Below are 23,713 nucleotides of genomic sequence, written 5' to 3'. Positions count from 1 at the left end.
GGCGAGGGAGTCGTCACGACGCGGTGAGGGAGTCGTCACGCGCGGCGCGGCGAAGCCAGCAGAAAGCGCCCCCGCACGACGTCCGGATGCTCGGTGACCTGCCAGCCGGCCCGCTCCAGGGCGGCCGCGCAGACGGCCGCCTCCGCGGCGACGGCGTCGGCGGCGCCGCCGCTCCAGTCGACGCGCACCGCCTCGGGCTGCGGCGCCGGACCGACCCGGTAGCCGTCCCCGCCCTTCCCGCCGTCCACCGCCGGACGGCACCCGGCCGCCTCCAGCGCCAGCGCGGCGCCGGGCACGAGGTGCGCGCGTTCCCACGGGCAGGGCCGGTCGGTGATGCCCCGGTTGGTGACGCGCCGCAGCTCCAGCAGGCCCTCCCAGGCGACGGCGACCTCCCGGGCCCGGCGCGGATCGTCGGCGGGAGCCGTCTCGTGACCGGTCCGCGCGGCGAAGGTCCCCACCTCGGGCGGCACGCCGGCGGGCGGCTCCGGCGGGGGCGCGAGGAGTTCGGCGCGCAGCGCGCGTCCGGCGGGGGTCAGATAGCACCGGTGCGGCGGGCGCGGGTGCCGCACGGCGAGCCCCTGCCCGCAGAGGGCGTCCTGCAGGGCCTGCGAGCCGCCGAGCAGACCGGTGCTCGCGTCGGCCGCCAGGATCACCCGGCGCTGGGCCGTGGTCGGCTGCCTGCTCATGTCCGCCTCTGTCCGGGGTCGCCGTGCGGCGGGGTGGGTCCGTCGTCTCCGTGGGACGAGTATCCACCGGTTGCGCCGGCCGTCCGCCCCCGGCGGGTGTCAGAGGGGGGTAGCACACTGGAGGCATGTGCCGAAGCATCAAGACCCTCCGCCCCCCGATGACTCCCGACGTCGACGAGGACGACATCAGGGCGGCGGCGTTGCAGTACGTCCGGAAGATCTCCGGATTCCGCGCGCCGGCCGCCCACAACCGCGAGACGTTCGACCACGCGGTGGACGCGGTGGCCGAGGCCACCCGGCAGTTGCTCGCCGAGCTGACCGTGCGCGGCGCCCCGACGCCGTAGCCGGTCGGTCGAGCGGTCGGTCGGTCGGTCGCTCAGCCAAGCGCCCGGTCGAGCGGCCGTTCGGTCGGCGGATCCGTCGAGGACACGGGCTGACCGCATGGCCTCCTAGCGTCGGAGCCACGGGTACCCAGCCTCCCCGGTTCCGAGGCTGCGACGAGAGGCCGTGCGATGAGCCACGTCACCAGCAACCCCCCGAACGGCACGCCGACCTGGATCGAGCTCGGCGTCCCGGACCGCGAGCGCGCGATGGGGTTCTACCGCGCGCTCTTCGGCTGGGAGTACGCCGGCGGGTCCGCGGCGAGCGACTCCCGCACGACGTGCCTGCTGCGCGGAAAGGCGGTCGCGGCGATCACGCGGGGTACGGACGGGGCGGCGGTCCCCCGCTGGCTCATGTACATCGCCGCCGACGACTGCGACGCGACCGCGAAGCGCGTGCGCGACGCGGGCGGCACCCTGCTCATGGCGCCGGACGAGGTGATGGACCTGGGCCGCGCGGCCGTCGCCGAGGACCCGGTCGGGGCGCGGTTCGGGCTCTGGCAGGGCCGGGCGCACGTCGGCTGCGAGGTCGTGAACGAACCGGGCTCGCTGGTCCGCAACGACCTGGTCACCCCGGACCCCGGACCCGCCCGTGCCTTCTACACCGGTGTCTTCGACTACACGCTGGACTCCAACCCGGACCTCCCGGACTTCGATTTCACCTTCCTGCGCCGCCCGGACGGCTACGAGATCGGCGGTGTCTTCGGCCTGCCGGGCGCTTCCGCGTCCGCCTGGGCGACCACCTTCGAGGTCGACGGCACCGACGCCGCGGTGGAGCGGGCCACGGCGGCCGGCGGCACGGCGAGTGCCCCCGAGGACATGGCCTACGGCAGGATCGCGACCGTCACCGACCCGTTCGGCACGGAGTTCTCCGTCATCACCCGGGCGTGACCGCCGCCCCCACCCGGACGTGCGGGCGAGGACACCGGCCCCGGCGCTTCCCCTCCCAGGGCCGGAGCCGGTGTCCTCGTTCGGCCGCCGGGGTCAGGTCAGCGGCCGGTCCTGACGAATCGTTCGAGCCGCCCGGCCTCGCGGCCCTCGAACGTCCGGTCAGGAGTGATGGGGGTGACGGTGACGTTCCCCTGCTGCAGCAGCCGGTAGTCCGCGTCGCGCTTGGTCTCGGGACGGCACCGGGGCTGGTCCGCGGTGCAGAGGGCGCCGCCGACCGTGAACGTGTCGCCCGCGGGCGCGGTCGGGACGTAGCCGGGCTGGATCAGCTTCTGGCTGCCCACCGACGACCAGACCGTGTCCCGGGGCCGCTGCCCCTCCGCCAGGTACGGGTAGTTGACGTTGACGACGAAGTCGGTGCCCAGCAGCCGCCGGTCACGCAGGGACGCGATGAAGGCGGCACCGAACGCGGCCGTCTGCCGGTAGGTGCGGTCGGCGACCTCGAAGGAGGTGGTGACCGTCGGGTCGTAGGAGCTGTTGAGGGCGACGGCGGGCACGCCCTCCTCGATCGCGGCGAGCGCGGCACTGACGGTGCCCGAATCGTTCACGACGGAGGCGACGTTGGGCCCGTAGTTGCTGCCCGTGACCACGAGGTCGGGGCCCGTCGTCCAGCCCGCCTTGGCGGCGAGGCCGCCGTTCAGGGCGAGCCGGACGGTGTCGACCGGGGTGGCGCTCACGCTCCCGGCGTCGCAGGCGACCGCGCCCTTGCACACGCCGAGGACGGCGCCGGCGGCGGGCGCGCCCGCGCAGTCCCGGCCGTAGTCTGCGGGCAGGACCGTACGGCGCCGCACGGTGAGCGTTCCGCTGCCGGTGGCGCCGGTGCCGGCACCGCTCTGGTTGGCCCAGGGCGCCATGACGACGACGTCGGCGCCGGCGGCGCACAGCGCGCGGCGCACCTCGTACAGGCCCTTTCCGTCGGAGCCGTTGGGGCGGGCCAGCTGCATGGAGTCGTCGTTGCTCAGCAGGATCCGCATCCCGGCGAGCGAACCGTCGTGACGGGAGTGGTCGGTCCCGGCGTTCGCGCTGCCGGCCGGCGGCAGGACGAGGGCTCCGGCGGCGAGCACCGCCGCGGCGGTGGAGCGGTGGTGGCGGAGTCTCATCGCACACCCCGCACGCGCAGCACGAGGACGGCTCCCGCGAGGGAGACGACCGCGGCCACCGGGAAGAGCGCGTCGTACCCGGCGGCGCTGACGATCCAGCCGGCGACGGTCGGGGCGAGGATCTGCGGGCCCGCGTTGGCGATGTTGATCAGCCCCATGTCCTTGCCCGCGTCGTCCGTGGCCGGCAGGACCTTGGTGATCAGGGCCATGTCGACGGCCATGTACACCCCGAAGGCGGCGCCGCCCGCGACGTTGTAGGCGACCATGCCGCCCTCGGTCGGCGAGATCATCGGGAGGGTCAGCGCCAGCGCCGCGCCGATGCCGGAGGCCAGGACGAAGGGCTTCACCCTGCCGACGCGGTCGACGATCGGCCCGATCAGCACCACGGCGGCGATCGTGCAGACCGCGTTGACGATCATCAGGAACCCGACCGTTGGCAGCAGGTCCTGCGGCGGGATCCTGATGTAGTCGGCCAGCAGGTACATGTTGTAGGTCAGGACGACGAAGTAGCCGAGCATGACCCCCAGCCGGGACAGGAAGGCCCAGATGAAGTCGGGGTGCTCCTTGGGGTTGACCCAGAAGTTGGACAGGAACGCCCGCAGGTCGAACGTCTGCCGGGGCAGGTCCCGGGCGGGCGCGTCCGGTGACACGACGGTGAAGAGCAGTGCGGCGACGACGACGCAGGCCGCGATCAGGTAGTAGCCCCTCTCCCCCGCGAACCGGCCGCCGAAGCCGCCGATCACGCCGTCGAGGCCGAACTTGCCGCCCGGCACCCCGCCGATGACCAGGGCCGCGACGATGGTGCCCAGCGGTACGCCGAGTCCGACGAGGGCCGAGAACGTGCCGTACTTGGACTGCGGGACCCGGTCCGGCATGCAGGCGGTGAGGGCGGCCTGGTAGCCGTTCATGATGAACTGCACCACGCCCCAGCTGAGGCCCAGCATCGCGATCGAGCTCGCGTGCGCCTGACCGATCAGCGCCAGCGCGCCGAACCCCGCGCAGAGCAGGATCCAGGGGGCGCGGCGGCCGAAGCGCGAGCGGGTGCGGTCCGAGAGCTGGCCGAATATCGGGTTGCCGACGGTCGCCAGGATGGCGCCGGTGGTGCTCGCCGTGGAGAGCGCGCCCGTGTCGTTCGTACCGGTGATCTGCGCGACCTGGATCGGCAGCAGGAAGCTGCCGACCCCCAGCCACAGCAGGTACAGGGCGATGTTCGCGAGCGGGAGCGTGACGTACAGCGGGCCCAGGCGGTAGCGGTTGACGGGGAGCATGACCTCGTCAGGGCCTCCGGAGGCGAGGACCGGGGACCCTTCTTCGGGAAGCAGTGTGCTCATCGGTGGACCCTTCGACGGAAGAGACAGCGGAACGGGGGCAGGGCGGAGAGAACGCGCGCCAGCGGTCGAACCGACCGGCTCCGAAGGCCGCGGCGGGGCGTTGTCGAGGAGCGTAGATGACACGTGTCAGCAATGTAAGAGGTCGGTTCGCGAAGCAATTGATCCGTGATGCGCGCCAATGTGTTCAAGAGATGAACACGCATCAGTGAGAGCGCTTCCCGGCGGCCGTACCCTCCCCGCCTCGGCGGTAGGCGCAAAGGCGCTGGAAGAGGGGGCGAACGGCCCGGCCCGGCGGGTGTCCTGGCGGGGCGGGCGAGGGGCGCGCGGGGCGCTAACCCGTGATGGAGCCGTTCCGCAGCATCGCGTGCGTGAGCCAGGCGGCCAGAGCGCCCACGGCGTACCAGAACAGATCGGGCGCGTTGAAGGTGGAGCCGAGGATCAGACGGGCGAGGGTGCTGCGCGCGGACAGTTCGGCCGGGACCGGGGTGAGCTGGCAGAACTCGACGGCCCAGCTGGCGGCGAGGGCGACCGCGGCGGCCGTGCGGGGCGCAACCCGGGGCACGGCGAGCACGATGAGGGTGTGGAGCAGCACGGTGTAGAGCGCGTCGCCCGCGTACTTCTCGGCCGCTCCCGGCAGGCCCGTCGCGCCCGCCCGAATACCCAGCGCCGCGGCGACCGTCAGCGCGGCGGCCGCGGCCGCGAGCAGCCGGATCCGCAGGGAGGCGCCGGGTCCCCAGGTGTCGTCCATGCCGCAGACCCTATGCGGCGGGCGATCGGCGCGCGCCGGCGCCGCCTGGAAGGGCGGCGCCGGACGGCCCGGCTACAGCGACGCGGTCGAGGCGAAGACCCCGTCGTGGTGCACCAGGCCGGGGCCGGTGGCCGGGCCGCCGCCGGTCTCGACCTCACCGACGATCTGCAGGTGGTCCCCGATGCGCTGGCGCAGCGTCACCCGGGCGGTCAGCCAGGCCGGGACGCCGTCGAGCAGCGGCAGCCCGTCCGGGGACCGCGTCCAGGACACGCCCGCGAACCGGTCCGTGCCGCTGCGCGCGAACTGCTGCGCCAGCGCGGCGTTCCCCGGGCCCAGGACGTGCACCGCGAAGTGCTCGGCCTCCTGGACGGCGCGGGCGGTGGACGCGGTCAGCCCGAGGTAGAAGGTGACCAGCGCGGGGTCCAGCGAGACCGAGGTGAAGGACGTCGCGGTGAATCCGGCGGGCCCCGGGACCGTGATCACCGTGACCCCGGCGGCGTGCCGCCGCAGCGTACGGCGCAGCAGTACGGAGGCGTCCGCCGTGCCGGCGGGCGAGACGGGCGGGGCGGGGCGTTCGCTGGTCACGGTCATTCCGGGATCCTTCCGAGGACGTGGTGCGGATCGGTCTCGACGGTGAGCACGGGGCTCAGCTCCGCTCCCCCGCGGAGCCGTTCGAGCCATTGCACGACGGTCGCGGCCACGGTGCGGTGCGAGGCGTCGTTCAGTACGTCGTGCACTCCCCCGTGGACGATGCCGACGACGGCCCGCGGGAATCCCTCGGCCCGCCCCCTCGCCTCGTCGGCGGAGGTGACGGGGTCGGCGTCGCCGTGCAGGACGAGCACCGGCAGCCCGCGTGCCGTCAGCGCCGTGGGCTCCAGCAGGGCCGCGGGGACCGGCGCAGACAGCGCGCCCCGCCGGAACTCCGGGTCGGAGCTCAGACGCCGGCGGTGCACGGGGCAGGCCGTCCGGGCGCCGAGTTCGTCCTGCCAGCCCGGCCCGTCACCCGGCCGGTAGCCGGCGGAGTCGGCGCTGGAGACGATGCCGGACACGGCGGTCCCGGCGGTCCGGCCGGGAGCGGCGGCCTCGGCGGAGGCGATGCCCGCGAGGACGATGCCGTCCACCGGCAGCCGCGGATCCCCGGCGGCCCGCAGGGCCAGCAGCGCCCCGGTGTCCGCGCCGACGAGGACCAGCGGGGTGACGGGATCCGCCCCGGCCGCCTCCAGCAGGGCCGCGCCGATACTGTCCGGCGCGTCCTCCACCCCCGGACCCGTGGTGTGGACGGCGTACCCGTCGGCCGCCAGGCGGCGGCCGAAGCGCTCGTAGACGCCGCCGTGCTCACCGCGTCCGGGCAGCACCAGCAGGGTGCCGCGGGTCGTGACGCCCCCCGGTGGGTGCCAGCTGTGCGTCAGCGAGGTCGTGGTGGTGAGGACGTCGGTCATCGCGCGCTGCCCGCGGTCGCGAGCGCGGCCGATCCGGCTTCGGCGGGGGTCCCCGCGGCCTCGCGCCGGGCCAGTTCCTGGCGGACCAGCGGGATGAGGTGGCGCCCGTAGTCGATGGCGTCGTTGAGCGGGTCGTAGCCGCGGATCAGGATGGTCGTGACGCCGATGTCGATGTAGTCGAGCAGGGCCTGCGCGACGGTCTCGGGGGTGCCGACCAGCGCGGTGGAGTTGCCGCCCGCGCCGGTGGCCTGGGCCGGCGCCGTCCACAGCGCCCGGTCGTGGCGGTCGGACTTGGCGGCGGCCGCCAGCAGCCGCTGCGAGCCGACGTTCTGCGGCCCCTCACTGCCGGTGAAGCGCCGGAGCTTGCCCACGAACGAGCCGCCGTTGCCGCCCTTGATGGTGTCGAGGATCCGGTGCGCGCGGTCCCAGGCGAGCTCCTCGGTCGGGCCGAGGATCGGGCGGAACGAGACGCTGATGCCGGGGACGTCGGTGCGGCCCGCGGCGACGGCCGCCGCGCGGACGGACGCGATCTGCTCGGCGGTCTCGGCCAGCGGCTCGCCCCACAGCGCGAACGTGTCGGCGTGCCGGCCGCCGACCCGGTAGGCCGCCTCGGACGACCCGCCGAAGAACAGCGGTATGCCGGAGGCGCGGACCGGCAGGACGTCGCTGCGGTAGTCCTCGAACCGGTAGTGCTCGCCCTCGTGGCTGAAGGCCTCGCCCGAGGTCCAGGCGCGGCGCAGGATGCCGAGGTATTCGTCGGTGCGCGCGTAGCGGTCCTCCTTGCCGAGGTAGTCGCCGTCGCGGCGCTGCTCGGTGTCGTGCCCGCCGGTGATGGTGTGGACGGCGACGCGGCCGCCGGAGAAGTGGTCGAGCGTCGCGAAGCTGCGGGCGGCCAGGGTCGGCGCGATGAAGCCGGGGCGGTGCGCGACGAGCAGGCCGAGGCGCTCGGTGCGGGCGGCGACGTGCGCGGCGACCTGGGTGCCGTCCGGACTGCCGGAGCTGTAGCCGATGAGGATGCGGTCGAAGCCCGCGTCCTCGTGGGCGCGGGCGAAGCGCACCGTGTAGTCCGTGTCGATGACCGGGCCGTGCGGGGGCCGGGTCTCGGAGACGTCCTGGGTGCCGATCATGCCGATGAATTCGACGGACATGGGGATCAGTTGCCTTTCGGTGCGGGGACTGCGGAAGGGTCGGAGGAGACGGGAGGGGAGGCGGGGGACGCGGAAGCGGCGGCGGGCGGTGCGGGTTCCGGGCGGTGGCGGGCGAGGGCGGCCCGGCCGGCCGCCGCGAGGACCGAGTCGTCCTGCGGGGTGTGCACCCGGCCGCAGAGCACGTCGCGCAGCTGGCGCTGCAGGGGGTTGTCGAGGGTGAGGCCGTGGTTGCCGACCAGGGCGACGGCCTGCTCCACCGCGCCGATCGCGGCCCGGACGCCGAGCAGCTTGGCGATCTGCGCCCGGTCGACCGCCTCGGCGTCGCCCGCGTCGACGCGCGCGGCGAGCGCGTCGACCAGCGTGTCGGCGCCGGTGAGGGCGGCCTCGATCTCACCGACCGCGCTCTGGAAGCGCGGCAGGGTCGCCAGCGGTGCGCCGAGCGCGGTGGGGACGCGTTCGTGCAGGAAGCCGGTCAGCCAGTCGCGGGCGGCGCCCGCGATGCCGAGGTAGAGGGCGGCCAGACCCAGCGCGCCCCAGGCGCCGGCCACCGGGTCCGGGGCCGCCGACCCCGGCGCCGCCAGCGCGACCACGTCCCCGCGCGGGACGCGGACGGCGTCGAGGACCACGTCGTCACTGCGGCTGGCGCGCAGCCCGAGGTGGTTCCAGGTGCGTTCGACGGTCAGCCCGGGGCTTCCCGCGCGGACCAGGAAGGAGCCGACGCGCACCGGTTCCTCGTCGGTGCGGGCCCAGACCAGCATCCGGCTGAGCCCCACCGCGCCGGTGGAGTAGATCTTGTGCCCGGTCAGCAGCCAGTCGGCGCCGTCCCGGCGGGCGGTGGTGGCGGGCAGGCCGCCGCGTACCGGGCTGCCCAGTTCCGGCTCCACCCGCAGGGCGTTGAGGAGTGCGGGTCCGGCGGCGGCCTCGGCCAGCACCTCCGCGTACCGGGCCCGCGGCCAGTGCGCGGAGCGGGCCTCGGCGGCATGGGTGAACAGGGTCATGGCGGTGACCAGGGCGACGGCCGGATCGCCGCCGCCCAGCGCGCGCAGGATCCGGACGGTGTCGGCCAGTCCCGCGCCGGGGCCGCCGTGCCGGGTGGCGACGGTGGCGGTCAGCAGGCCCGCGCCGTGGGCGAGCGTGAAGCCTTCGGCGGGGAAGGACGCGTCCCGGTCGTGCTCCGCGGCCCGCAGGGCGAGTTCGGCGCGGATGCCGGGCAGCCGGTCGAGGTCCAGCGGCGGCAGGGCGGTGGGTGCGGCGGTGGTGGGCACGGTGTCTCCGGCCGGTCGGGGCAGGTGGAGCGGGCGGCATGCGGGCGGGCGGATCGCGGGGGCTCAGCCGAGTTCGCGGCGCCAGGTCGTGGCGTGGTGGCAGGCGACGGAGCGCGCCCCGGGGCCGTCGGACGGCACGGTGGCGGGCCGTTCGCGGCACTCCGGTCCGGCGAAGCGGCAGCGCGGCGCGAACGCGCAGCCCTCCCCGTCCGGCCACGCCTGCCTCCCGCCGTCGGTACGCAACTGCGCCGGCAGCAGCCGGTGTTCGCGCCGCACGCTGGGGGCGGACGCGGTGAGCAGCGCCGTGTACGGGTGGCGCGGGTGCTCCAGCACCTCGCTGATCGGCCCCTGTTCGACGAGTTGGCCGCGGTAGAGGACCGCGACCCGGTCGGCGATGCCGGCGAGCGAGCTGAGGTCGTGCGAGATGACGATGATCGCGAGGTCGAGTTCCCGGCGCAGCCGGTCGAGCAGGTGCAGGACGAGGTTGCGGTTGGAGGCGTCCAGCGCGCTGACGGGTTCGTCGGTGATCAGCAGCCGCGGGCGGGTGACGATGGCGCGGGCGACGCAGACCCGCTGCCGCTGACCGCCGGAGAGCTGTCCGGGGGTGCGGGTGCCCAGGGCGGCGGGGTCGAGCCCGACGCGGGCGAGGGCCTCCGCCACCCGGGCGGCGCGCCGCTCGCGCGGGACGCCGGCCACGGCGAGCGGTTCGCCGACGATGCGGTCGACGGTCAGCTCGGGGTCGAGCGAGCGCAGCGAGTCCTGGAAGGTGAACTGGACCTGCCCGGTGCGGCGGAAGGCCCGCAGGGCGCGGCCGCGCAGCGCGGCGAGGTCCTGGCCGTCGAAGCCGATCCGGCCGGCCTCGGGCCGCACCAGGCCGACGGTGGCGCGGGCCAGGGTGGTCTTGCCGGAGCCGGTCTCGCCGATGATGCCGAGGATCTCGCCGGAGCGGGCGCCGAGGTCGACGCCGTCCAGCACCCGGGCGTGGGCGCCGCGCCGGCCGTAGGCCACGCTCAGGCCGCGGATGTCGAGCAGCGGCCGGCCGGCCGTGTCGGGCCCGGCGGTGCGGGGGTGTTCCGTGGCGGTGGTCATACGGTGGCTCCTTCCTTGCGCGTCGTGGTCACGGCACCGGCGGCTTCCGCCGCCCGCAGGCAGCGGGAGCGGTGGCCGTCGCCCGCGGTGTGCAGGGGGATCGGCGCCGCGGTGCAGGCGGCGGTGGCGTACGCGCAGCGGTCGGCGAACCGGCAGCCGGGCAGTTCCGCGCCCGCCTCGGGCGGCAGGCCGGGGATGACGTCCAGTTCGCGGCGGCCCCAGGTGCCGAGCGAGGCGACCCGCAGCAGCGCTTCGGTGTACGGGTGCGAGGGCGCGGCGAGCACCTGCGCGGTGGGTCCGTCCTCGACGATCTCGCCCGCGTACATCACCAGGACGCGGTCGCAGACCTCGGCCACGACGGCGAGGTCGTGGGTGACCAGCAGCAGCGCGAGTCCGTGGTCGGTGCGCAGCCGCTGCAGGAGTTCCAGGATCTCGGCCTGCACGACGACGTCGAGCGCGGTGGTGGCCTCGTCCGCGATGAGCAGTTCGGGGTCGCAGGAGATCGCGATGGCGATGAGGACGCGCTGCAGCATGCCGCCGGAGAGCTCGTGCGGGTACTGGTGGTAGACGTCGGCGGGGCGGTGCAGCCCGACGTCGGTGAAGAGCGCGACGGCCCGCGCGTGCGCGGCGGCGCCGGACAGCCGCAGCTTGACCCGCAGTTGCTCGGCGAGCTGGCGGCCCACGGTGAGGGTCGGGTTGAGGTAGGAGGCCGGGTCCTGGAAGACCGCTCCGAGACGGCTGCCGCGGACGGCGTCCCACTGGCGGCGGGTCAGCGCGGTGAGTTCGGTTCCTTCGGAGTCCGCGCCGTCGGGCGCGGTCCCGGTGAGGACGGCGGATCCGGCGGCGACCTCGCAGCCGGGCGGCAGGACGCCCAGCACCGAGCGGCAGGTGAGGCTCTTGCCGCTGCCGGACTCCCCCACCAGGCCGACGGACTCACCGCGTGCCACCGCGAAGGAGACGTCGCGCACGGCCCGCGCACGGCCGCCGGCGACCGTGACCGTCAGCCCTTCGACGGACAGGGCCGGCTCGCCCCGCGGTACGGCCCGGCCGGTGACGCGCTCAGGCGACGGGGACTGCGGCATCGGTCTGCTCCTTCCGGCTGGTGCGGAACTCATCGATGGAGGCGGGGGTGGCCGGCGCCGGCTCGGCGAGCGGGGCCGCCGGCGCGTCCCGCGGCGGCTCGGTGGCGGCGCCGCTGTCGCGGATCGCGTCCGCGAGGATGTTCAGCGCACCGACGGTGATCATGATCACCGCGGCGGGGATCAGCGGCGCCCAGGGCTGCTGGGCGAGGAAGCCCAGGTCGGCGGCGAGCATGCCGCCCCAGGTCGGGGCGGGCGGCTGGACGCCGAGGCCCAGGAAGGTGAGGGAGGCGACGACCAGCAGCGCCTGGCCGACGGCCTGGGCGGTGGTGACGGCGACCGTCGGCAGGATCTTGCCCCAGATGTGGACCCGCAGGATCCACCAGCGCGAGGCGCCCACGAGTTCGGCGGCCTCGACGTACTGGGCCTGCTTCAGGCCGAGCGCGGCGGCGCGGGTGACGCGGAAGAACAGCGGCGCGAACAGCACGCCCAGCGCCAGCATCGCCTGGTGCATCCCGTTGCCGAGCACCCCCACCACCGCGATGGCGAAGACGGTGAACGGCAGCGTCATCAGGGCGTCGACCGCCCGCAGCGCGGTCCACTCGACCCCGCGGCCGAGCCAGACCGACGCCAGGCCGGGCAGCAAGCCCAGGGCCATCGCGGCGCCGACCGCCTCCAGCGCGCCCGCGACCGACAGTCCGGTGCCCGACAGCAGCCGGCTCAGCACGTCGCGCCCGAGGTAGTCGGTGCCGAGCCAGTGCGCGCCGCCGGGGCCGTGCAGCATGTTCGCGGTGTCCTGGGCCAGCGGGTCGTAGGGGCTCAGCGCCGCGCCCGCGACGGCCAGGACGGCGACGGCGGCCAGCACGAGCAGCGCGAGGCGGGCCGCGCGCACCCGCCACACCCGGCGCAGTGACCTCATGATCCGCTCCCTTCGGCGGCCGGTGCGGCCCGCCGGGCCGCCGGGTTGAGGGCGGCCAGCGCCGCGTTGACCGCGACGTTGGCGATCAGCACCACGGTGACGGTGACGAGCAGGGTGCCCTGGATGACGGGGATGTCGTGCTGCTGCGCGGACTGCAGGGACAGTTGCGCGATCCCCGGCAGGTTGAAGATCCGCTCGGTGACCACCGCCCCGCCGAGGATCACCGGCACGCTCATGCCCAGCACGGTCAGGGCCGGGCCCGCCGCGTTGCGCAGCACGTGCCCGAAGAGCACCCGGCGCCCGGAGAAGCCGCGCATCACCGCGCCGGTCACGTAGTTCTCCTGCACCGCCCCGACCAGGGAGGTCCGCAACTGCCGGGCGATGGACGCGGCGGCGTCGACGCTCAGCGCGAACGCGGGCAGGATCGCGTAGCGCAGCCAGCCGGCCGGGTCGGCGGAGAAGGCCACGTAGCCGCCGCTGGGCAGGGCACCGAGCTGCACGGAGAACACGACGATCAGGGCGATCGCCACCACGAACGCGGGCAGGGTGCCCAGGACCGAGCAGACCAGGGTGACCGCGCGGTCGGTCCGGCCGCCGGCGTGCAGCGCGGCGGTGATGCCGGCACCGCCGCCGAGCAGCACCGCGATCAGCAGGGCGAGTCCGGCGATCGACAGGTCCACCGGCAGCGCCTGGGCGATGCTGTCGGAGACCGGCAGGGTGGTGAACCAGGACCGCCCCAGGTCGCCGGTGAGGGCGTGGCCCAGCCAGCTCAGGTACTGGACGACCAGCGGGCGGTCCAGGCCGAACTGGTGCTGCATGCGGCTGATGTCGTCGGGCGTGGCGGTCTCCCCCAGGACGGCGGCCGCCGGGTTGGCCCCGGACAGCGCGCCCAGCCCGAAGGTGAGGAAGGAGGAGAGCAGGAAGACGGTGCCGCTGACGGCCAGCAGCCGGCCGAGCGGCCGCGGTGCGGCGGCGGCCCGGCGCGCGAGCCGCGGCAGCGATGCCCGGAAGGCAGGCGCGGTGACGCTCATGACGCGGTGACCCCCTCGAAGCGCTGCACGACGGTGAACGCGGGGATCTCGGAGACCTTGGGGCTGCGGGCCAGGATGCGCGGCACGGTGTAGAGGAAGACGTTGGGCATCGAGCGGACGGCGATCGACGTGGCCTTCTGCAGCACCTTGGGGTAGTCCGGGGACTCCAGCGGGGTGCGCCGCACGACGTCGAGGGCCGCGGTGAGCTCCGGGTCGACGGTCCGGCCGGGGTTCATCAGCCCCTGCTCGCCGAAGAGCACCTGGAAGGCCTGGACGGCGGAGTCCCGTCCGGCGAACTGGTCGGTGAACAGCGCCCGCGAGTGCTGGATGTAGATGATCTGGGTGGCCTGCGCCGCCGGGATGACCTCGATCTTCGCGGTGACGCCGACCTTCTTCAGCTGCGCCTGGATGAGTTCGGGCACCCCCTGCGCGGCCGAGGTGGTGAGGGTGAGTTCGAGGCCGTCGGCGTGGCCGGCCTTGGCGAGGAGCTCCTTGGCCTTCTGCGGGTTGTACGGGTACAGGTCGTCCAGCTCGTCGTTGTGCGCCACATACCCCTTGGGGAAGGGCTGGTAGCTGACCTCGCCGTGGCCGAACGCGGCCGCCTTGAGCAGTTCCTGCCGGTCGATGGCGTACTTCAGCGCGAGCGCGACGTCCGGGTCGGTGAAGGGCGCCTTCTTGATGTTGACGTCGAGTGTCGCCACCACCAGGGACGGGATCACCTGCACCTGGAGTCCGGCGGCCTTGGCCGCCTCGACCTGGCTGCCCGGGATCTGCGCGACGTTGTACTGCCCGGACTGCAGGGCCGCCACGACCGTGGAGGCCTCGGGCAGCGGGTAGACCTCGAAGTTCTCGGTCCTGATCCGGGCGGCGTCCCAGTAGGCCGGGTTGCGGCGCAGGACCGCGCGGGAGTTCTGCACGTACGACGTGAGGGTGAACGGTCCGGCGCCGGCCGGCTTGGTGGCGATCGCGGTGGCGTCGGCCCCGGCCTCGAACGCCCTGGGGTTGACCACCATGCCGGTCTTGCCCGCGAACAGGGCCGGGAGCTGGAAGTCGGGCTTCGCCAGGGTGATGGTGAGGGTGCCGGCGTCGGGTGCGGTGACCGTCTTGACGTTGGACAGCTGGGCGGCGATGAGCGACTTGGGGTGGTCCCGGCCGCGTTCGATGCTCTTCTTGACGGCGGTCGCGTCGACCGGGGTGCCGTCGCTGAACGTCGTCCCCTTGCGCAGCGTGAAGGTGACCGAGGTGCCCTCCGCGTTGTACTTCCACGACTCGGCGAGCGCCGGAACGGGGTCGCCCTTCTCGTTCTCCTTGGTCAGGCCCGCGTAGACGAGGGACAGGACGTGCACGTCCCAGCCCGCCGAGGACGTCACCGGGTCCCACGAAGTGGGCAGTGCCCAGCCCCACTTGAGGGTGCCGCCGGTGCCGCCGGCGGTGGCCGGGGCGGCGTCCGAGCCGCAGGCGGCCAGGGTGAGGGCGGCGCCGGCGCCGAGCGCGAGGCCCAGGAAGGAGCGCCGGCCGAGGCCCGCGGGAAGCGCGGCGGGCCGGTCGGCGTCAGCGGTGGTGGAGGGGGTGCGGAAGCTCTGCATGGGCGTGCGCCACCTTTCTCGGCCGTGCGGCCATGCCGGGGCGGGGGCATGGGAGCACGGCCGTACGGCGCCTCGTCGGGTACCGAGGGCGCGGAGGATTGGGGATGAGGACGGGCAGGGTGCGGTACGTGCGGTGCCGGCCGGGAACGTGCGGGAAGCAGGTGCGGGAGCACGCGCGGCGGTACGGCGACGGATGCGGTACGGCGACGGGAAGGGGCCTGCGGCAGGCGGCAGCGGCGGCGCCGTCGACAGGGAACGGGACGCCACGGAACTCGCACGGACGGCCGTCCGGCGGCCGGCGGGCGACCGGACCGCGTCAGCGGGTCAGGTGCCTGTCGGGTGTCGCCGGGACTGGTGGCCGGGTGGAGAGGGCGGGGTCAGCGACAGAGTGCGCTGGAGGTACGCCGGTAGTCCACGTATCGGCACACCACACCGGGGTGCGTCGGGTTCATGCGCACATACTGGCGGCGGGGCCGACGCGCTGTCAATGGACACCTTTCGGTGTCTCATGAGCCGAGATTGCGCCAACGGCCCACGTCACGCAACGTTCGACACCGCCGGGTGGGTGCGTGCCTCGTCCGGGTGCAGCCACAGCGGACCGTTCCCCGTCGCGATCCGCACGGCGTGCGCGGGTGCCTCGCGGGCCCCGGTGAGCAGGCCCAACTCCACGTCGGTGAGGGTGCGGTAGCGCTCCAGCGCCGCGTCGGCGGCCAGCAGGCCCGGGGCGAGCCGCACCCCCGGCGCGGCCCGCAGGACCGCGTCCGCGTACTCCTCGTAGGGCCGCCAGCCGGGCACGTGGACGGTGCCGCCGGGACCGGTCAGCCGCAGGGTCGGCAGGGCGTAGCGGTGCCGCCCGTTGACCAGCTTCGCCCGGCCGCCGTGCGGCCCCGGACCGTCCGCGTCCAGCACGCAGCGCGCCGGGGTGCGGGTCTCGCGCCAGTCCCGGCGCACCGCCCGCACGGTGGCCGCGTCCCGCATGTCGCGCACCAGCCGCTCCCGGTCGAGGGCGGGGACGCCGGCGACGGCCTCGCACACCCCGCGCTCGCTGTCCGCGGGCGTGCCGACCACGAAGGTGGACTCGCGCAGCCGCCGCAGCACCCGCTCCGCGACCGGCGCGCCCTGCGCCTCGGCGGCCTTCGCCGCGAGCGACGCCGGCCAGCTGCTGACGGCGACGCGCTCCAGCCGGTGCGCGAAGGGCGCGGCGGTGTGCCGGGCGATCCCCGCGACGAACTCCTCGTACCAGCGCGCCTCCGCCGCGGGGTCGGGGGCCGGGTCGTCGTCCTCGTCGAAGAGGATCCCGCAGACCCGGCGCCAGGAGGCGTCGCCGGCCGCCTCGGCGCCGCGCAGCGCGTGCCGCAGCCTGCGGAAGGTGGGCTCGGAGCCCCAGGCCCAGGGGCAGGCCGGGTCGGTGAACTCCACGATCTCCAGGGTCCCTCCGGCCCGCGGCGTCACGCCCGCGCCACCGCACCCGCCCGCGGTGCGAGCAGCTCCGCGAGACCCGCCCCCGCCGCGGCCCCGCCGTCCGCCAGCTCGGCGACGGTGATCCGCCCGAGCAGGTCCTCCGCCGCCGCCTGCACGGCGCGCCACACCGAGGGCAGCTGCCGGGCCGCGCCCGGGTAGTCCAGGTCGTCCAGGCGCTCACCGCGCAGGGTCATGAAGTCGCCGTCGACCGCGACCATCACCTCGGCCAGGGTGATCAGCCCGGCGTCCCGGCCGAGCCAGTAGCCGCCCTCGCAGCCGCGCTGGCTGCGGACCAGTCCGGCCCGGCGCAGATCGCCGAAGACCGACTTCAGGAAGCGGAACGGGATCTCCTGCGACGAGGCGATGCCCTCACAGGTCAGCGGCCTGCCGCCGTCGGCGGCGAGCTCCACGAGCGCCCGCACGGCGTAGTCCGTCTTGGCCGAGATGTGCATGGGTACCGTCTTCCTCGTGAGGGTGCGTCCCTGGGATCGAGCGGCCCTGGCAACCGGCGGACAGCCGGGCCGACGCTAATGGACACATCTTGACATCCATTCAACCCGCTCTCTACGGTCTGGGCCAGGGCCTCCGCGGCACCGTCCGCAACCGCCGTCCGCAACCGAGCCGTCGAGCCCCGGGCAGGAACCGCCATGACCTCGCACCCGCACCCCCCGCAGCCGTCGCCGCTCGACGGCTTCCACCCCGACCTGCCGGACCCCGCTCCGGACGCGGGCGCCGGCAGCTCGCTGCCGCTGCACGCCCGGCTGCACCACATCCGCGCCGACGCCCTGGACGGTGACACGGCGCAGACCGGCGGCATGCGCCGGTTCGCCGCCATCAGCGGGCGCACGGTCGGCTCGGAGCGCATCTGGATGGGGCAGACCCATGTCGCGCCCGCCACCGCGTCCTCCGACCACCACCACGGCGCCTCCGAGACCGCGATCCATGTCGTCAGCGGGCACCCCGAGTTCGTCTTCCTCGACGAGTCGGACGGCGTCCGCGAGGAGGTCCGGCTGCGCACCGCGCCCGGCGACTACATCTTCGTGCCGCCCTTCGTCCCGCACCGCGAGGAGAACCCGAGCGACGACGAGGAGGCCGTCGTCGTGATCGCGCGCAGCACCCAGGAGGCCGTCGTCGTCAACCTGCCGGGGCTCTACGTCCTGGGCGACGAGCGGTAGGTCGCGGTCTGCCTCAGGGTCAGACCGGGAGCAGCTGCTGCGGCAGCGACCTCGCCTCGGTGAGGTATCTGCGGGCGCCGAGGATCGCCGAGGACATCGGGTCGGCCGCGGGGCGGACGGGCATGCCGAGCAGGCCGGCGAGCTGCGCGCGCAGACCGCCCATGAGCGAGCCGCCGCCGGTCAGCACCAGGCCCAGCCGGGTGATGTCGTCGGCGACGCCGGTGGGGCTCTGCTCCAGCACCGCGTCGACCGTCTCGGCGATCACCCGGACGTAGGGCGCGACGACCCCGGTCAGCTCCGCCAGGGTCACCCGCACCGTACGCGGCCGGCCGGTGTCCTGGTCGCGGCCGGTCACCGGCAGCGCGGCGGGGCCGGCACCGCTCAGTCCGGTCTTGACCTGCTGCCCCCAGCGGACGCCGAGCGTCAGCCCGTACCGGCTCTCCAGGTACGTGGTGATCGCCTCGTCGAAGGCGTCACCGGCGGCGGCCGTGGAGGCGGACGCGATCATGCTGCCGAAGGCGAACGCGGCCACGTCGGTGGTACCCGCTCCGACGTCGACGACCATGCAGCCGTCGCCGTCCCGCACCGGCAGTCCGACGCCGATCGCCGCGGCCAGCGGCTTGGGCAGCATCCGCACCTGGCGGGCCCCGGCGGCGTGCAGCGCGTCCTGCAGCGCCCGGCGCTCCACCGAGGTGGCCAGCACCGGGACGGTGACCAGCACCCGGGGCGGCGCCCACGCCGTCCACGGCCGCCTGCGTCCCAGCGCGTGCCACAGCAGCCGCGAGGCCGCCTCCAGTTCGGTGATCGCCCCGTGGCGCAGCGGGGCGGTGGCCACGATGCCCGGCGGGGTGCGGCCGAGCATCCGCCGGGCCTCCTCGCCGATCGCCAGCACCTTGTTCGTCCCGGTGCGCACCGCCACCACGGAGGCGCCCTCGCTCACCGGGCCGTTCCTGCTGTGCACCCGGGTGTTCGCGGTTCCCAGGTCCACCACCAGGTCCAGGGCGGTGGACGGGCCGCCCGGTTCGGGCGAGCCGGCCCGCTGCCCGCCGGCGAAGACGTGGCGCAACTGAGGGAGCGTCATGGGGACTCCTGGGGGGGATGCCTGGCCGGGGACGGCCTGTCCTCATGAAGGCATGCCCGCCCTCGCGCGCGCGGTGGTGCCCGCCGCGCGTTGTCCCTCGAAAGAGTGAAACGCCTCGTTCCGGCGGCCGACGGCGGCACGCCGGCGCCGTGCGGGCGCCGGCGTGCCGGTGGTCGGGTCGGCGGTCCTGCCGGTGGTCCCGCCGGGGTCAGATGCTGACGCCGTGGGACCGCAGGTAGGCGAGGGGGTTGATGTCCGAGCCGTACCCGGGCCCGGTGCGGATCTCGAAGTGCAGGTGCGGGCCGGTGGCGTTGCCGGTGGATCCGGAACGGCCGATCTGCTGGCCCCGGTTGACCGGCTGCCCGGACCGTACGGACAGTTGCGACAGGTGCCCGTACTGGCTGTACCGGCCGTCGGGGTGGCGGATGACGACCTGGTAGCCGTACGCGCCGCCCCAGCCGGCGGAGACGACCGTCCCGTTGCCGACGGCCTTCACCGACGTGCCGGTGGAGACCGGGAAGTCGACGCCGGTGTGGTAGCCGCTCGACCAGCTGGCGCCGGAGGCGTGGTACGCGGTGCTGGGGCTGACGCTGACCGGCGCCATGAAGGACGATCCGGACGGTGCGGGCCGGTGGGCGGGCTGCTGGGCCGGCTTCTGCGCCGGCTGGTGGACGGGCTTCTGGGCCGCCTTGTGGACCACCGCCGGCTTGGCGGGCGCCGCCTTCTCGTGCGGCTGCGGCTTCGCGGCCGGCGGCCGCGTCCGGTCGGCCGGTCCGGTACTGGGCAGACTGAGGTGCTGGCCGGGGAAGATCAGGTCCGGGTCGCCGCCGATGGTCTGCCGGTTGGCGGCGTACAGCTGCGGCCAACCGCCCCTGGTCCGGTGGTCCGTCGCGATGCCGGACAGCGTGTCACCGCTGACGACGACATACGCGTCGGCCGTGGTCCGGCCCGGAGTGGTGGGCGAGGAGGGCTTGGCGACCGGGGCGGCCTTGGCGGGCGCGGCCTTCGTGGCCAGCTTCACGGGCGCCTTGGGCGTCTTCGCGGGAGCGGCCTTCTTCGCGTGCGCCGCGGCCTGCTGCGGGGCCGCGCTGCCGCGGGTCAGTCCCGCCTTGGGCCCGCACACCGGCCAGGCTCGCGGGCCCTGGCCGCGCAGGACCTTCTCCGCGACGGCGATCTGCTGGGACTTCGTCGCGAGGTCGGCGCGGGAGGCGTACACGGTGCCGCCGTAGGCCTTCCAGGTGCTGTTGGCGAACTGCAGACCGCCGTAGTACCCGTTGCCGGTGTTGATGCTCCAGTCCTGGGTACTCTCGCACTGCGCGACCTTGTCCCAGGTGCTGAGCGGCGCCGCCGAGGCGCCGCTGACGCTGATCAGCGGAAGGGCGAGACCCGCTCCGCCCGCGGTGACGGTCAGTGAGGCCTGCGAGACCCGGCTGGGCCGGTAGCGGCGGTGACGACCACGTAATGGCATAGACCTCGTCCTCTTCCACGACCGGGGGCCGGACTGGCGCCCCACAGGTTAGACGGAAGGTTTTGGCCACCACAAGGGGCGCACGCGGAGCGGCTGTTGGGACGGACGGCGCCGCGTGGCCCGCGACGCCGCCCGCCCCCGCCGTGGATCAGTTGGCGATGTTGTAGCTGTCGCCGTAGACCTTCCAGCTCAGCGGCGGGTTGAGGTCGAGGTTGCCCTTCTGCAGGAAGACGCGCTGCTCGGTGTCGACCCGGCTCGTGTCGCTGTGCGCCTCCTCCGTCTTCATCGCCGCCTTGCGGGCGTCGAGGAAGGCGTTGAGGTACGTTGTCTCGTTTCCACCCTGAGCGGGGGTCTTGGCCTTCTTCAGCGCCGCCTTGCGGATGCCGCCGAAGCTGGTGCTGTCGGTGCCGGGGCCGTGCATCACGATCGCGTCGTAGTAGGCGAACTGACCCAGCGCCCGCAGGCCGTCGGCCTTGGCCTGCTTGACGGCCGGGTTGAAGTAGACGCGGTCACGCTCGTCGTTCTGCGCGGTCTGGAAGGCCGTGTCCTTGGCGGCGGTCTTCCAGGCGCTCTCGAAGCCCGAGCCGAGGCCCGAGTGCGACTCGGTGCCGTTGACCTTGCGCAGCGCGGGCAGGTACTTGGCGAGCACGTTGCCGGGCTTGCGGTCGGTGTACAGCTCGACCAGGTCCAGCATGTCGCCGGTCCCGGAACAGAAGCCGATGATGCCGGCGGTGTAGCCGCGGCCGTCGCCGATGTCCTCGATGTACTTGTACTGCGACTTCCAGTCCAGCGACGAGTTCTCGGCGCTGGACACCAGCTGCATCGCGATGTCCTTCTTGTGCGCGTCGTCCAGGCCGACGGCCGCTGCCTTGGCCGCGGTACTGTGCGCGGCCACGGGCGTCGCGGCGTTGCCGTTGGCTGCGATCACCAGGGGGGTGGCGCCTGCCGCCAGCAGTCCGGTGGCTATGAGGAGGGTCAGGCGCTTGCGGGATCGTCCTGCGCGGTGGTCGTTCACGTGCTCTCCGCTTCCGGCCGGGGGGCGGCCACTTCGGGGCTCGGGAGGTTGCCCACGCCTTAGTTAGGAAACTTTCCTAACCGGGCGGGTGTATTCAAGCACCGCAACGAACGGACGCCAAGGGGCAGTTCGATGATCAGTTCCGGATGCGCGCGGACCGGCCCCGAACGGGCCGCGGGTCCGCCCCGCGGACGATCGGCGCCGGCTCCGGTTCCGCCCCTGGTCAGGGGTGGAGCGGGTTCGGTCCGGACCAGTACCGGGGCGTGCCGGGGCCGGTCCCGACCGGTGCCGGGCGCGTTCCGGATCGAGCCCGCCTCGGCCCCGGATGAGCCCAGGATGAGTTCCGGATAAGGCGCTCTTAAGCTCCGGGTCGCCCGTGCCGCGGCCCCTCGGGCCGGCGCGGGGTCCGCGGGCAGGCGGCGAACGGGTGCCTTGCCGGCCCGCGCCCCGGAGGTACGCGGAGGGCCCCCGGCTCGTGCCGGGGGCCCTCCGCGGGGACCGCTACCTGACCGGCACGCTCTGGCGGGCCGGGGCGATCGTGCCGTCGATCATCGCGCCCAGCCCGCGCGCCACACAGCCGTCCGGGTGCTCGGCGATCTGCACCCGCAGTCCGGTGGCCGTCCGCAGCAGGGAGTCCAGCCCCGGCAGCCGGGAGATCGAACCGCCGAGCGTCAGCCCGCTGTCCGCGATGTCGACCACCAGGTCCGGCGGGCAGCGCCGCATGACCATGCTGACCCCGTCGAGGATCGGGCGCAGCGGGCCCGCCATCGCGTCCCGGGCCACCTGGGCGTCGGCCGTCACCGAACGGGCCAGCCCGCTGACGATGTCCCGGCCGTTCAGCTCGACGTCCGGCTCGGAGGCGGTCACGGTGCGGCCGATCGCCTCGCGCAGCGACTGCACGGTCTGGTACGAGGGCGTCAGCTCGTGATGGCCCCGGAAGTACTCCACGACCGCCCGGTCGATGGTGTCGCTCCCCACCGGCACGGTCTCGGAGGCCACCACATTGCCCATGGAGAGCACCGCCACCTGCGTGCTGTCCGCGTTCGCCAGCACGATCATGGTCGCTTCCGGGTACTCCACGGGCAGCCCGCAGCCCACCGCCGCCGCGAGCAGCGAGTCCACCAGCTCGACACGGCGCAGGCCGAGCCCCGCCAGCGTCTCGAACGCGGTGCGCCGCGCCACCGGCGGGGCGTCGTGCGGCAGGCTCAGGGCCGCCCGGAGCACCGGGGTGCGCAGCCGCGCCCGGCGCAGCTTCGACCCGGCCACGTGCCGCAGCAGGCGCCGCGCCATCTCGACGTCGACCACCATGCCGCCCGCCACCGGCTTGATGAAGACGACGTGCTCCGGTGTGCGGCCGGTCAGCTGCTCCGCGGTGGTACCGATCGCGACCACCTCGCCGCGCTCGGTGTCGAACGCGACGACGCTGGGCTCGTCGGCGACCAGCCCGTGTCCCCGGAGGTACACGCGGGTCCTGTCGGCTCCCAGGTCCACGGCGACGGTGCAGCGGCGCGCGCGCTCCAGAACCGGCACCAGGGTCATCACTCTCTCCCGACCCCGGGGAGTACCCCGGATGCTATGGGCAGGGCCGCCCCGTACGACCGGCCGGTCATGCGAGTTCCTGGCTCGCCGCCCGTACAGCGCCCTCCGGCCGGATTTCCGGCGCCGCGGCGACGGGTTCGGCCGCCTCGGCGGACTCGATCATCATGCCCAGGCCCAGCACCGTGGAGAGCGCCGGATCCTTCGTGATGTGGACCGGCATGCCGGTCGCGGCGCCCAGCATGTTGTCCAGGCCGGGCAGGACGGCGCTGCCGCCGGTGAGGATGATCCCGCGGTCGGCGATGTCGACCACCAGGTCGGGCGGGCAGCGCCGCAGTACCCGGCCGATGCCGCTGACCAGCGCGGCGAGCGGGTCGCGCATCGCGTCCCGCACCCCTGCGGTCTCCAGGCTCAGCGAGCGGGCCAGCCCGCTCGACACGTCCTTGCCGTGCACGTCGGTGCTCGCCTGGGGCTCCGCCGCCGACTCGGACAGCACCTGGTGCAGCGGCAGCAGCCCCTGGTGCGGCAGTATCAGGTCGTGGTGGATCCGCAGGTGTTCGAGCACCGCGTCGTCCATGGCGTTCCCCCCGACCGGCAGGACCTCGCCGGCGATGATCCCGCCGAAGGAGAGCACCGCCACCTGGGTCTCGGAGGCACCGCAGATGACGATCATGCTGCCTTCGGGCTGTCCGACCGGGATCAGGGAGCCCACCGCGGCGGCGAGCGGGGCGTGGACCAGTTCCACCTGCCGGGCGCCGAGCTCCATCAGCGTCTCGCACAGGATCCGGCGCGCCTGCGGCCCGGCACCGATGGGGACGGCCGCCGCTATCCGCGGTTTGGACTGGCGCAGCCAGGCCCTGCGCGCCTTGTCGCCGAGGAGCTGGCGCAGCATCAGGGTGCCCATGTCCACGTCGGCGACGGTTCCGCCGGAGAACGGACGGACCACGCGCACGTATTCGGCGGTACGGCCGGCCATGCGCTCGGCCAGGCCGCCGACCGCGACAAGCCGCCCGTTGCGGATGTCGACCGCCACCAGGCTCGGTTCGTCGACGATCAGTCCGGCGCGCTTCGCATAGATGCGGGTCCGTGCAGCCCCCAGATCGATCGCCAAGGTGCAGCGGCGCAGATCTTGCAAGCTGTCGGTCACGGTGGTGCCTCTCGAACGGTGGATCCGGCCGCTCGTGCGGCGGCCTTGCCTCCACCATGAGGGGCCGTCACAAGGATCGCC

Annotated in this window: 23 protein-coding genes; 3 read left to right on the top strand and 20 right to left on the bottom strand. The window is 74.4% G+C overall.

From position 1 onward, the window contains the following. Nucleotides 1-35 precede the first annotated feature (35 nt). Nucleotides 36-686 carry a hypothetical protein gene (locus ABZ721_RS27215; protein ID WP_358791345.1) on the bottom strand — a complete coding sequence of 217 codons (651 nt, stop codon included), beginning with the start codon at nucleotides 684-686 and terminating at the stop codon, nucleotides 36-38. Nucleotides 687-811: 125 nt separating this feature from the next. Between ABZ721_RS27215 and ABZ721_RS27210 the strand changes: the two genes are divergently transcribed. Both ABZ721_RS27210 and ABZ721_RS27205 read left to right on the top strand, forming a co-directional pair. Next, the gene (locus ABZ721_RS27210) at nucleotides 812-1,030 is read left to right on the top strand and encodes a DUF2277 domain-containing protein (protein WP_358791344.1); all 219 of its coding nucleotides are present in this window, start codon (nucleotides 812-814) and stop codon (nucleotides 1,028-1,030) included. A gap of 168 nt (nucleotides 1,031-1,198) precedes the next feature. Beyond that, nucleotides 1,199-1,957 (top strand): VOC family protein, encoded by a 759-nt coding sequence (locus tag ABZ721_RS27205; RefSeq protein ID WP_358791343.1) that lies wholly within the window; start codon nucleotides 1,199-1,201, stop codon nucleotides 1,955-1,957. 98 nt (nucleotides 1,958-2,055) lie between these two features. Here ABZ721_RS27205 and ABZ721_RS27200 read toward each other — a convergent pair whose 3' ends face one another. From ABZ721_RS27200 to ABZ721_RS27135, 14 genes are all read right to left on the bottom strand, one after another. Next, nucleotides 2,056-3,114 carry a 5'/3'-nucleotidase SurE gene (locus tag ABZ721_RS27200; RefSeq protein WP_358791342.1) on the bottom strand — a complete coding sequence of 353 codons (1,059 nt, stop codon included), beginning with the start codon at nucleotides 3,112-3,114 and terminating at the stop codon, nucleotides 2,056-2,058. Next, on the bottom strand, nucleotides 3,111-4,445 hold the full coding sequence (locus ABZ721_RS27195) for an MFS transporter (RefSeq protein WP_358791341.1): 1,335 nt from the start codon (nucleotides 4,443-4,445) through the stop codon (nucleotides 3,111-3,113). The genes ABZ721_RS27200 and ABZ721_RS27195 overlap by 4 nt, the downstream gene beginning before the upstream one ends. Before the next feature lie 331 nt (nucleotides 4,446-4,776). Continuing rightward, nucleotides 4,777-5,193 (bottom strand): DUF2809 domain-containing protein, encoded by a 417-nt coding sequence (locus tag ABZ721_RS27190; protein WP_358791340.1) that lies wholly within the window; start codon nucleotides 5,191-5,193, stop codon nucleotides 4,777-4,779. 72 nt (nucleotides 5,194-5,265) lie between these two features. Then, nucleotides 5,266-5,784: a flavin reductase family protein gene (locus ABZ721_RS27185; protein WP_358791339.1), complete on the bottom strand. Its 519-nt coding sequence runs from the start codon at nucleotides 5,782-5,784 to the stop codon at nucleotides 5,266-5,268. Then, nucleotides 5,781-6,632, bottom strand: a complete 852-nt coding sequence (locus ABZ721_RS27180) for an alpha/beta hydrolase (RefSeq protein ID WP_358791338.1) — start codon at nucleotides 6,630-6,632, stop codon at nucleotides 5,781-5,783. The genes ABZ721_RS27185 and ABZ721_RS27180 overlap by 4 nt, the downstream gene beginning before the upstream one ends. Continuing rightward, nucleotides 6,629-7,780: an LLM class flavin-dependent oxidoreductase gene (locus ABZ721_RS27175; RefSeq protein ID WP_358791337.1), complete on the bottom strand. Its 1,152-nt coding sequence runs from the start codon at nucleotides 7,778-7,780 to the stop codon at nucleotides 6,629-6,631. Before ABZ721_RS27175 ends, ABZ721_RS27180 begins: the two co-directional genes overlap by 4 nt. A gap of 5 nt (nucleotides 7,781-7,785) precedes the next feature. Next, the gene (locus tag ABZ721_RS27170) at nucleotides 7,786-9,045 is read right to left on the bottom strand and encodes an acyl-CoA dehydrogenase family protein (protein WP_358791336.1); all 1,260 of its coding nucleotides are present in this window, start codon (nucleotides 9,043-9,045) and stop codon (nucleotides 7,786-7,788) included. A gap of 63 nt (nucleotides 9,046-9,108) precedes the next feature. Further along, nucleotides 9,109-10,134: an ABC transporter ATP-binding protein gene (locus tag ABZ721_RS27165; RefSeq protein WP_358791335.1), complete on the bottom strand. Its 1,026-nt coding sequence runs from the start codon at nucleotides 10,132-10,134 to the stop codon at nucleotides 9,109-9,111. Beyond that, nucleotides 10,131-11,216 (bottom strand): ABC transporter ATP-binding protein, encoded by a 1,086-nt coding sequence (locus ABZ721_RS27160; protein ID WP_358791334.1) that lies wholly within the window; start codon nucleotides 11,214-11,216, stop codon nucleotides 10,131-10,133. The genes ABZ721_RS27165 and ABZ721_RS27160 overlap by 4 nt, the downstream gene beginning before the upstream one ends. Continuing rightward, nucleotides 11,194-12,132: an ABC transporter permease gene (locus tag ABZ721_RS27155; RefSeq protein ID WP_358791333.1), complete on the bottom strand. Its 939-nt coding sequence runs from the start codon at nucleotides 12,130-12,132 to the stop codon at nucleotides 11,194-11,196. Before ABZ721_RS27155 ends, ABZ721_RS27160 begins: the two co-directional genes overlap by 23 nt. Next, nucleotides 12,129-13,163, bottom strand: a complete 1,035-nt coding sequence (locus ABZ721_RS27150) for an ABC transporter permease (RefSeq protein WP_358791332.1) — start codon at nucleotides 13,161-13,163, stop codon at nucleotides 12,129-12,131. The genes ABZ721_RS27155 and ABZ721_RS27150 overlap by 4 nt, the downstream gene beginning before the upstream one ends. Continuing rightward, nucleotides 13,160-14,749 carry an ABC transporter substrate-binding protein gene (locus ABZ721_RS27145; RefSeq protein WP_358791331.1) on the bottom strand — a complete coding sequence of 530 codons (1,590 nt, stop codon included), beginning with the start codon at nucleotides 14,747-14,749 and terminating at the stop codon, nucleotides 13,160-13,162. Before ABZ721_RS27145 ends, ABZ721_RS27150 begins: the two co-directional genes overlap by 4 nt. Before the next feature lie 537 nt (nucleotides 14,750-15,286). Further along, a complete protein-coding gene (locus ABZ721_RS27140; protein WP_358791330.1) occupies nucleotides 15,287-16,201 on the bottom strand; it encodes a DsbA family protein in 915 nt (304 codons plus the stop codon). Then, nucleotides 16,198-16,662, bottom strand: coding sequence for an Rrf2 family transcriptional regulator (locus ABZ721_RS27135; protein ID WP_358791329.1), 465 nt, complete (start codon nucleotides 16,660-16,662; stop codon nucleotides 16,198-16,200). Before ABZ721_RS27135 ends, ABZ721_RS27140 begins: the two co-directional genes overlap by 4 nt. Nucleotides 16,663-16,857: 195 nt before the next feature. Here ABZ721_RS27135 and ABZ721_RS27130 point away from each other — a divergent pair, with 195 nt between their 5' ends. Next, on the top strand, nucleotides 16,858-17,385 hold the full coding sequence (locus ABZ721_RS27130) for a cupin domain-containing protein (RefSeq protein ID WP_358791328.1): 528 nt from the start codon (nucleotides 16,858-16,860) through the stop codon (nucleotides 17,383-17,385). A gap of 19 nt (nucleotides 17,386-17,404) precedes the next feature. Here ABZ721_RS27130 and ABZ721_RS27125 read toward each other — a convergent pair whose 3' ends face one another. The 5 genes from ABZ721_RS27125 to ABZ721_RS27105 all read right to left on the bottom strand — a co-directional run bounded on the left by ABZ721_RS27125 (nucleotide 17,405) and on the right by ABZ721_RS27105 (nucleotide 23,632). Next, nucleotides 17,405-18,466, bottom strand: a complete 1,062-nt coding sequence (locus tag ABZ721_RS27125) for a rod shape-determining protein (RefSeq protein ID WP_358791327.1) — start codon at nucleotides 18,464-18,466, stop codon at nucleotides 17,405-17,407. 208 nt (nucleotides 18,467-18,674) lie between these two features. Beyond that, on the bottom strand, nucleotides 18,675-19,934 hold the full coding sequence (locus tag ABZ721_RS27120) for a transglycosylase family protein (protein ID WP_358791326.1): 1,260 nt from the start codon (nucleotides 19,932-19,934) through the stop codon (nucleotides 18,675-18,677). A gap of 148 nt (nucleotides 19,935-20,082) precedes the next feature. After that, nucleotides 20,083-20,859: a chitosanase gene (locus ABZ721_RS27115; protein ID WP_358791378.1), complete on the bottom strand. Its 777-nt coding sequence runs from the start codon at nucleotides 20,857-20,859 to the stop codon at nucleotides 20,083-20,085. 591 nt (nucleotides 20,860-21,450) lie between these two features. Then, the gene (locus ABZ721_RS27110) at nucleotides 21,451-22,488 is read right to left on the bottom strand and encodes a rod shape-determining protein (RefSeq protein ID WP_358791325.1); all 1,038 of its coding nucleotides are present in this window, start codon (nucleotides 22,486-22,488) and stop codon (nucleotides 21,451-21,453) included. Nucleotides 22,489-22,555: 67 nt separating this feature from the next. Further along, complete coding sequence (locus ABZ721_RS27105; protein WP_358791324.1) at nucleotides 22,556-23,632, bottom strand: rod shape-determining protein; 1,077 nt, start codon at nucleotides 23,630-23,632, stop codon at nucleotides 22,556-22,558. Between the last annotated feature and the right edge of the window lie 81 nt (nucleotides 23,633-23,713).

Origin of the sequence: Streptomyces sp. NPDC006733 (assembly GCF_040636125.1) — a bacterium.
In the GTDB taxonomy this organism is placed as follows: domain Bacteria; phylum Actinomycetota; class Actinomycetes; order Streptomycetales; family Streptomycetaceae; genus Actinacidiphila.
This window is presented reverse-complemented; position numbering and strand designations above follow the sequence as displayed.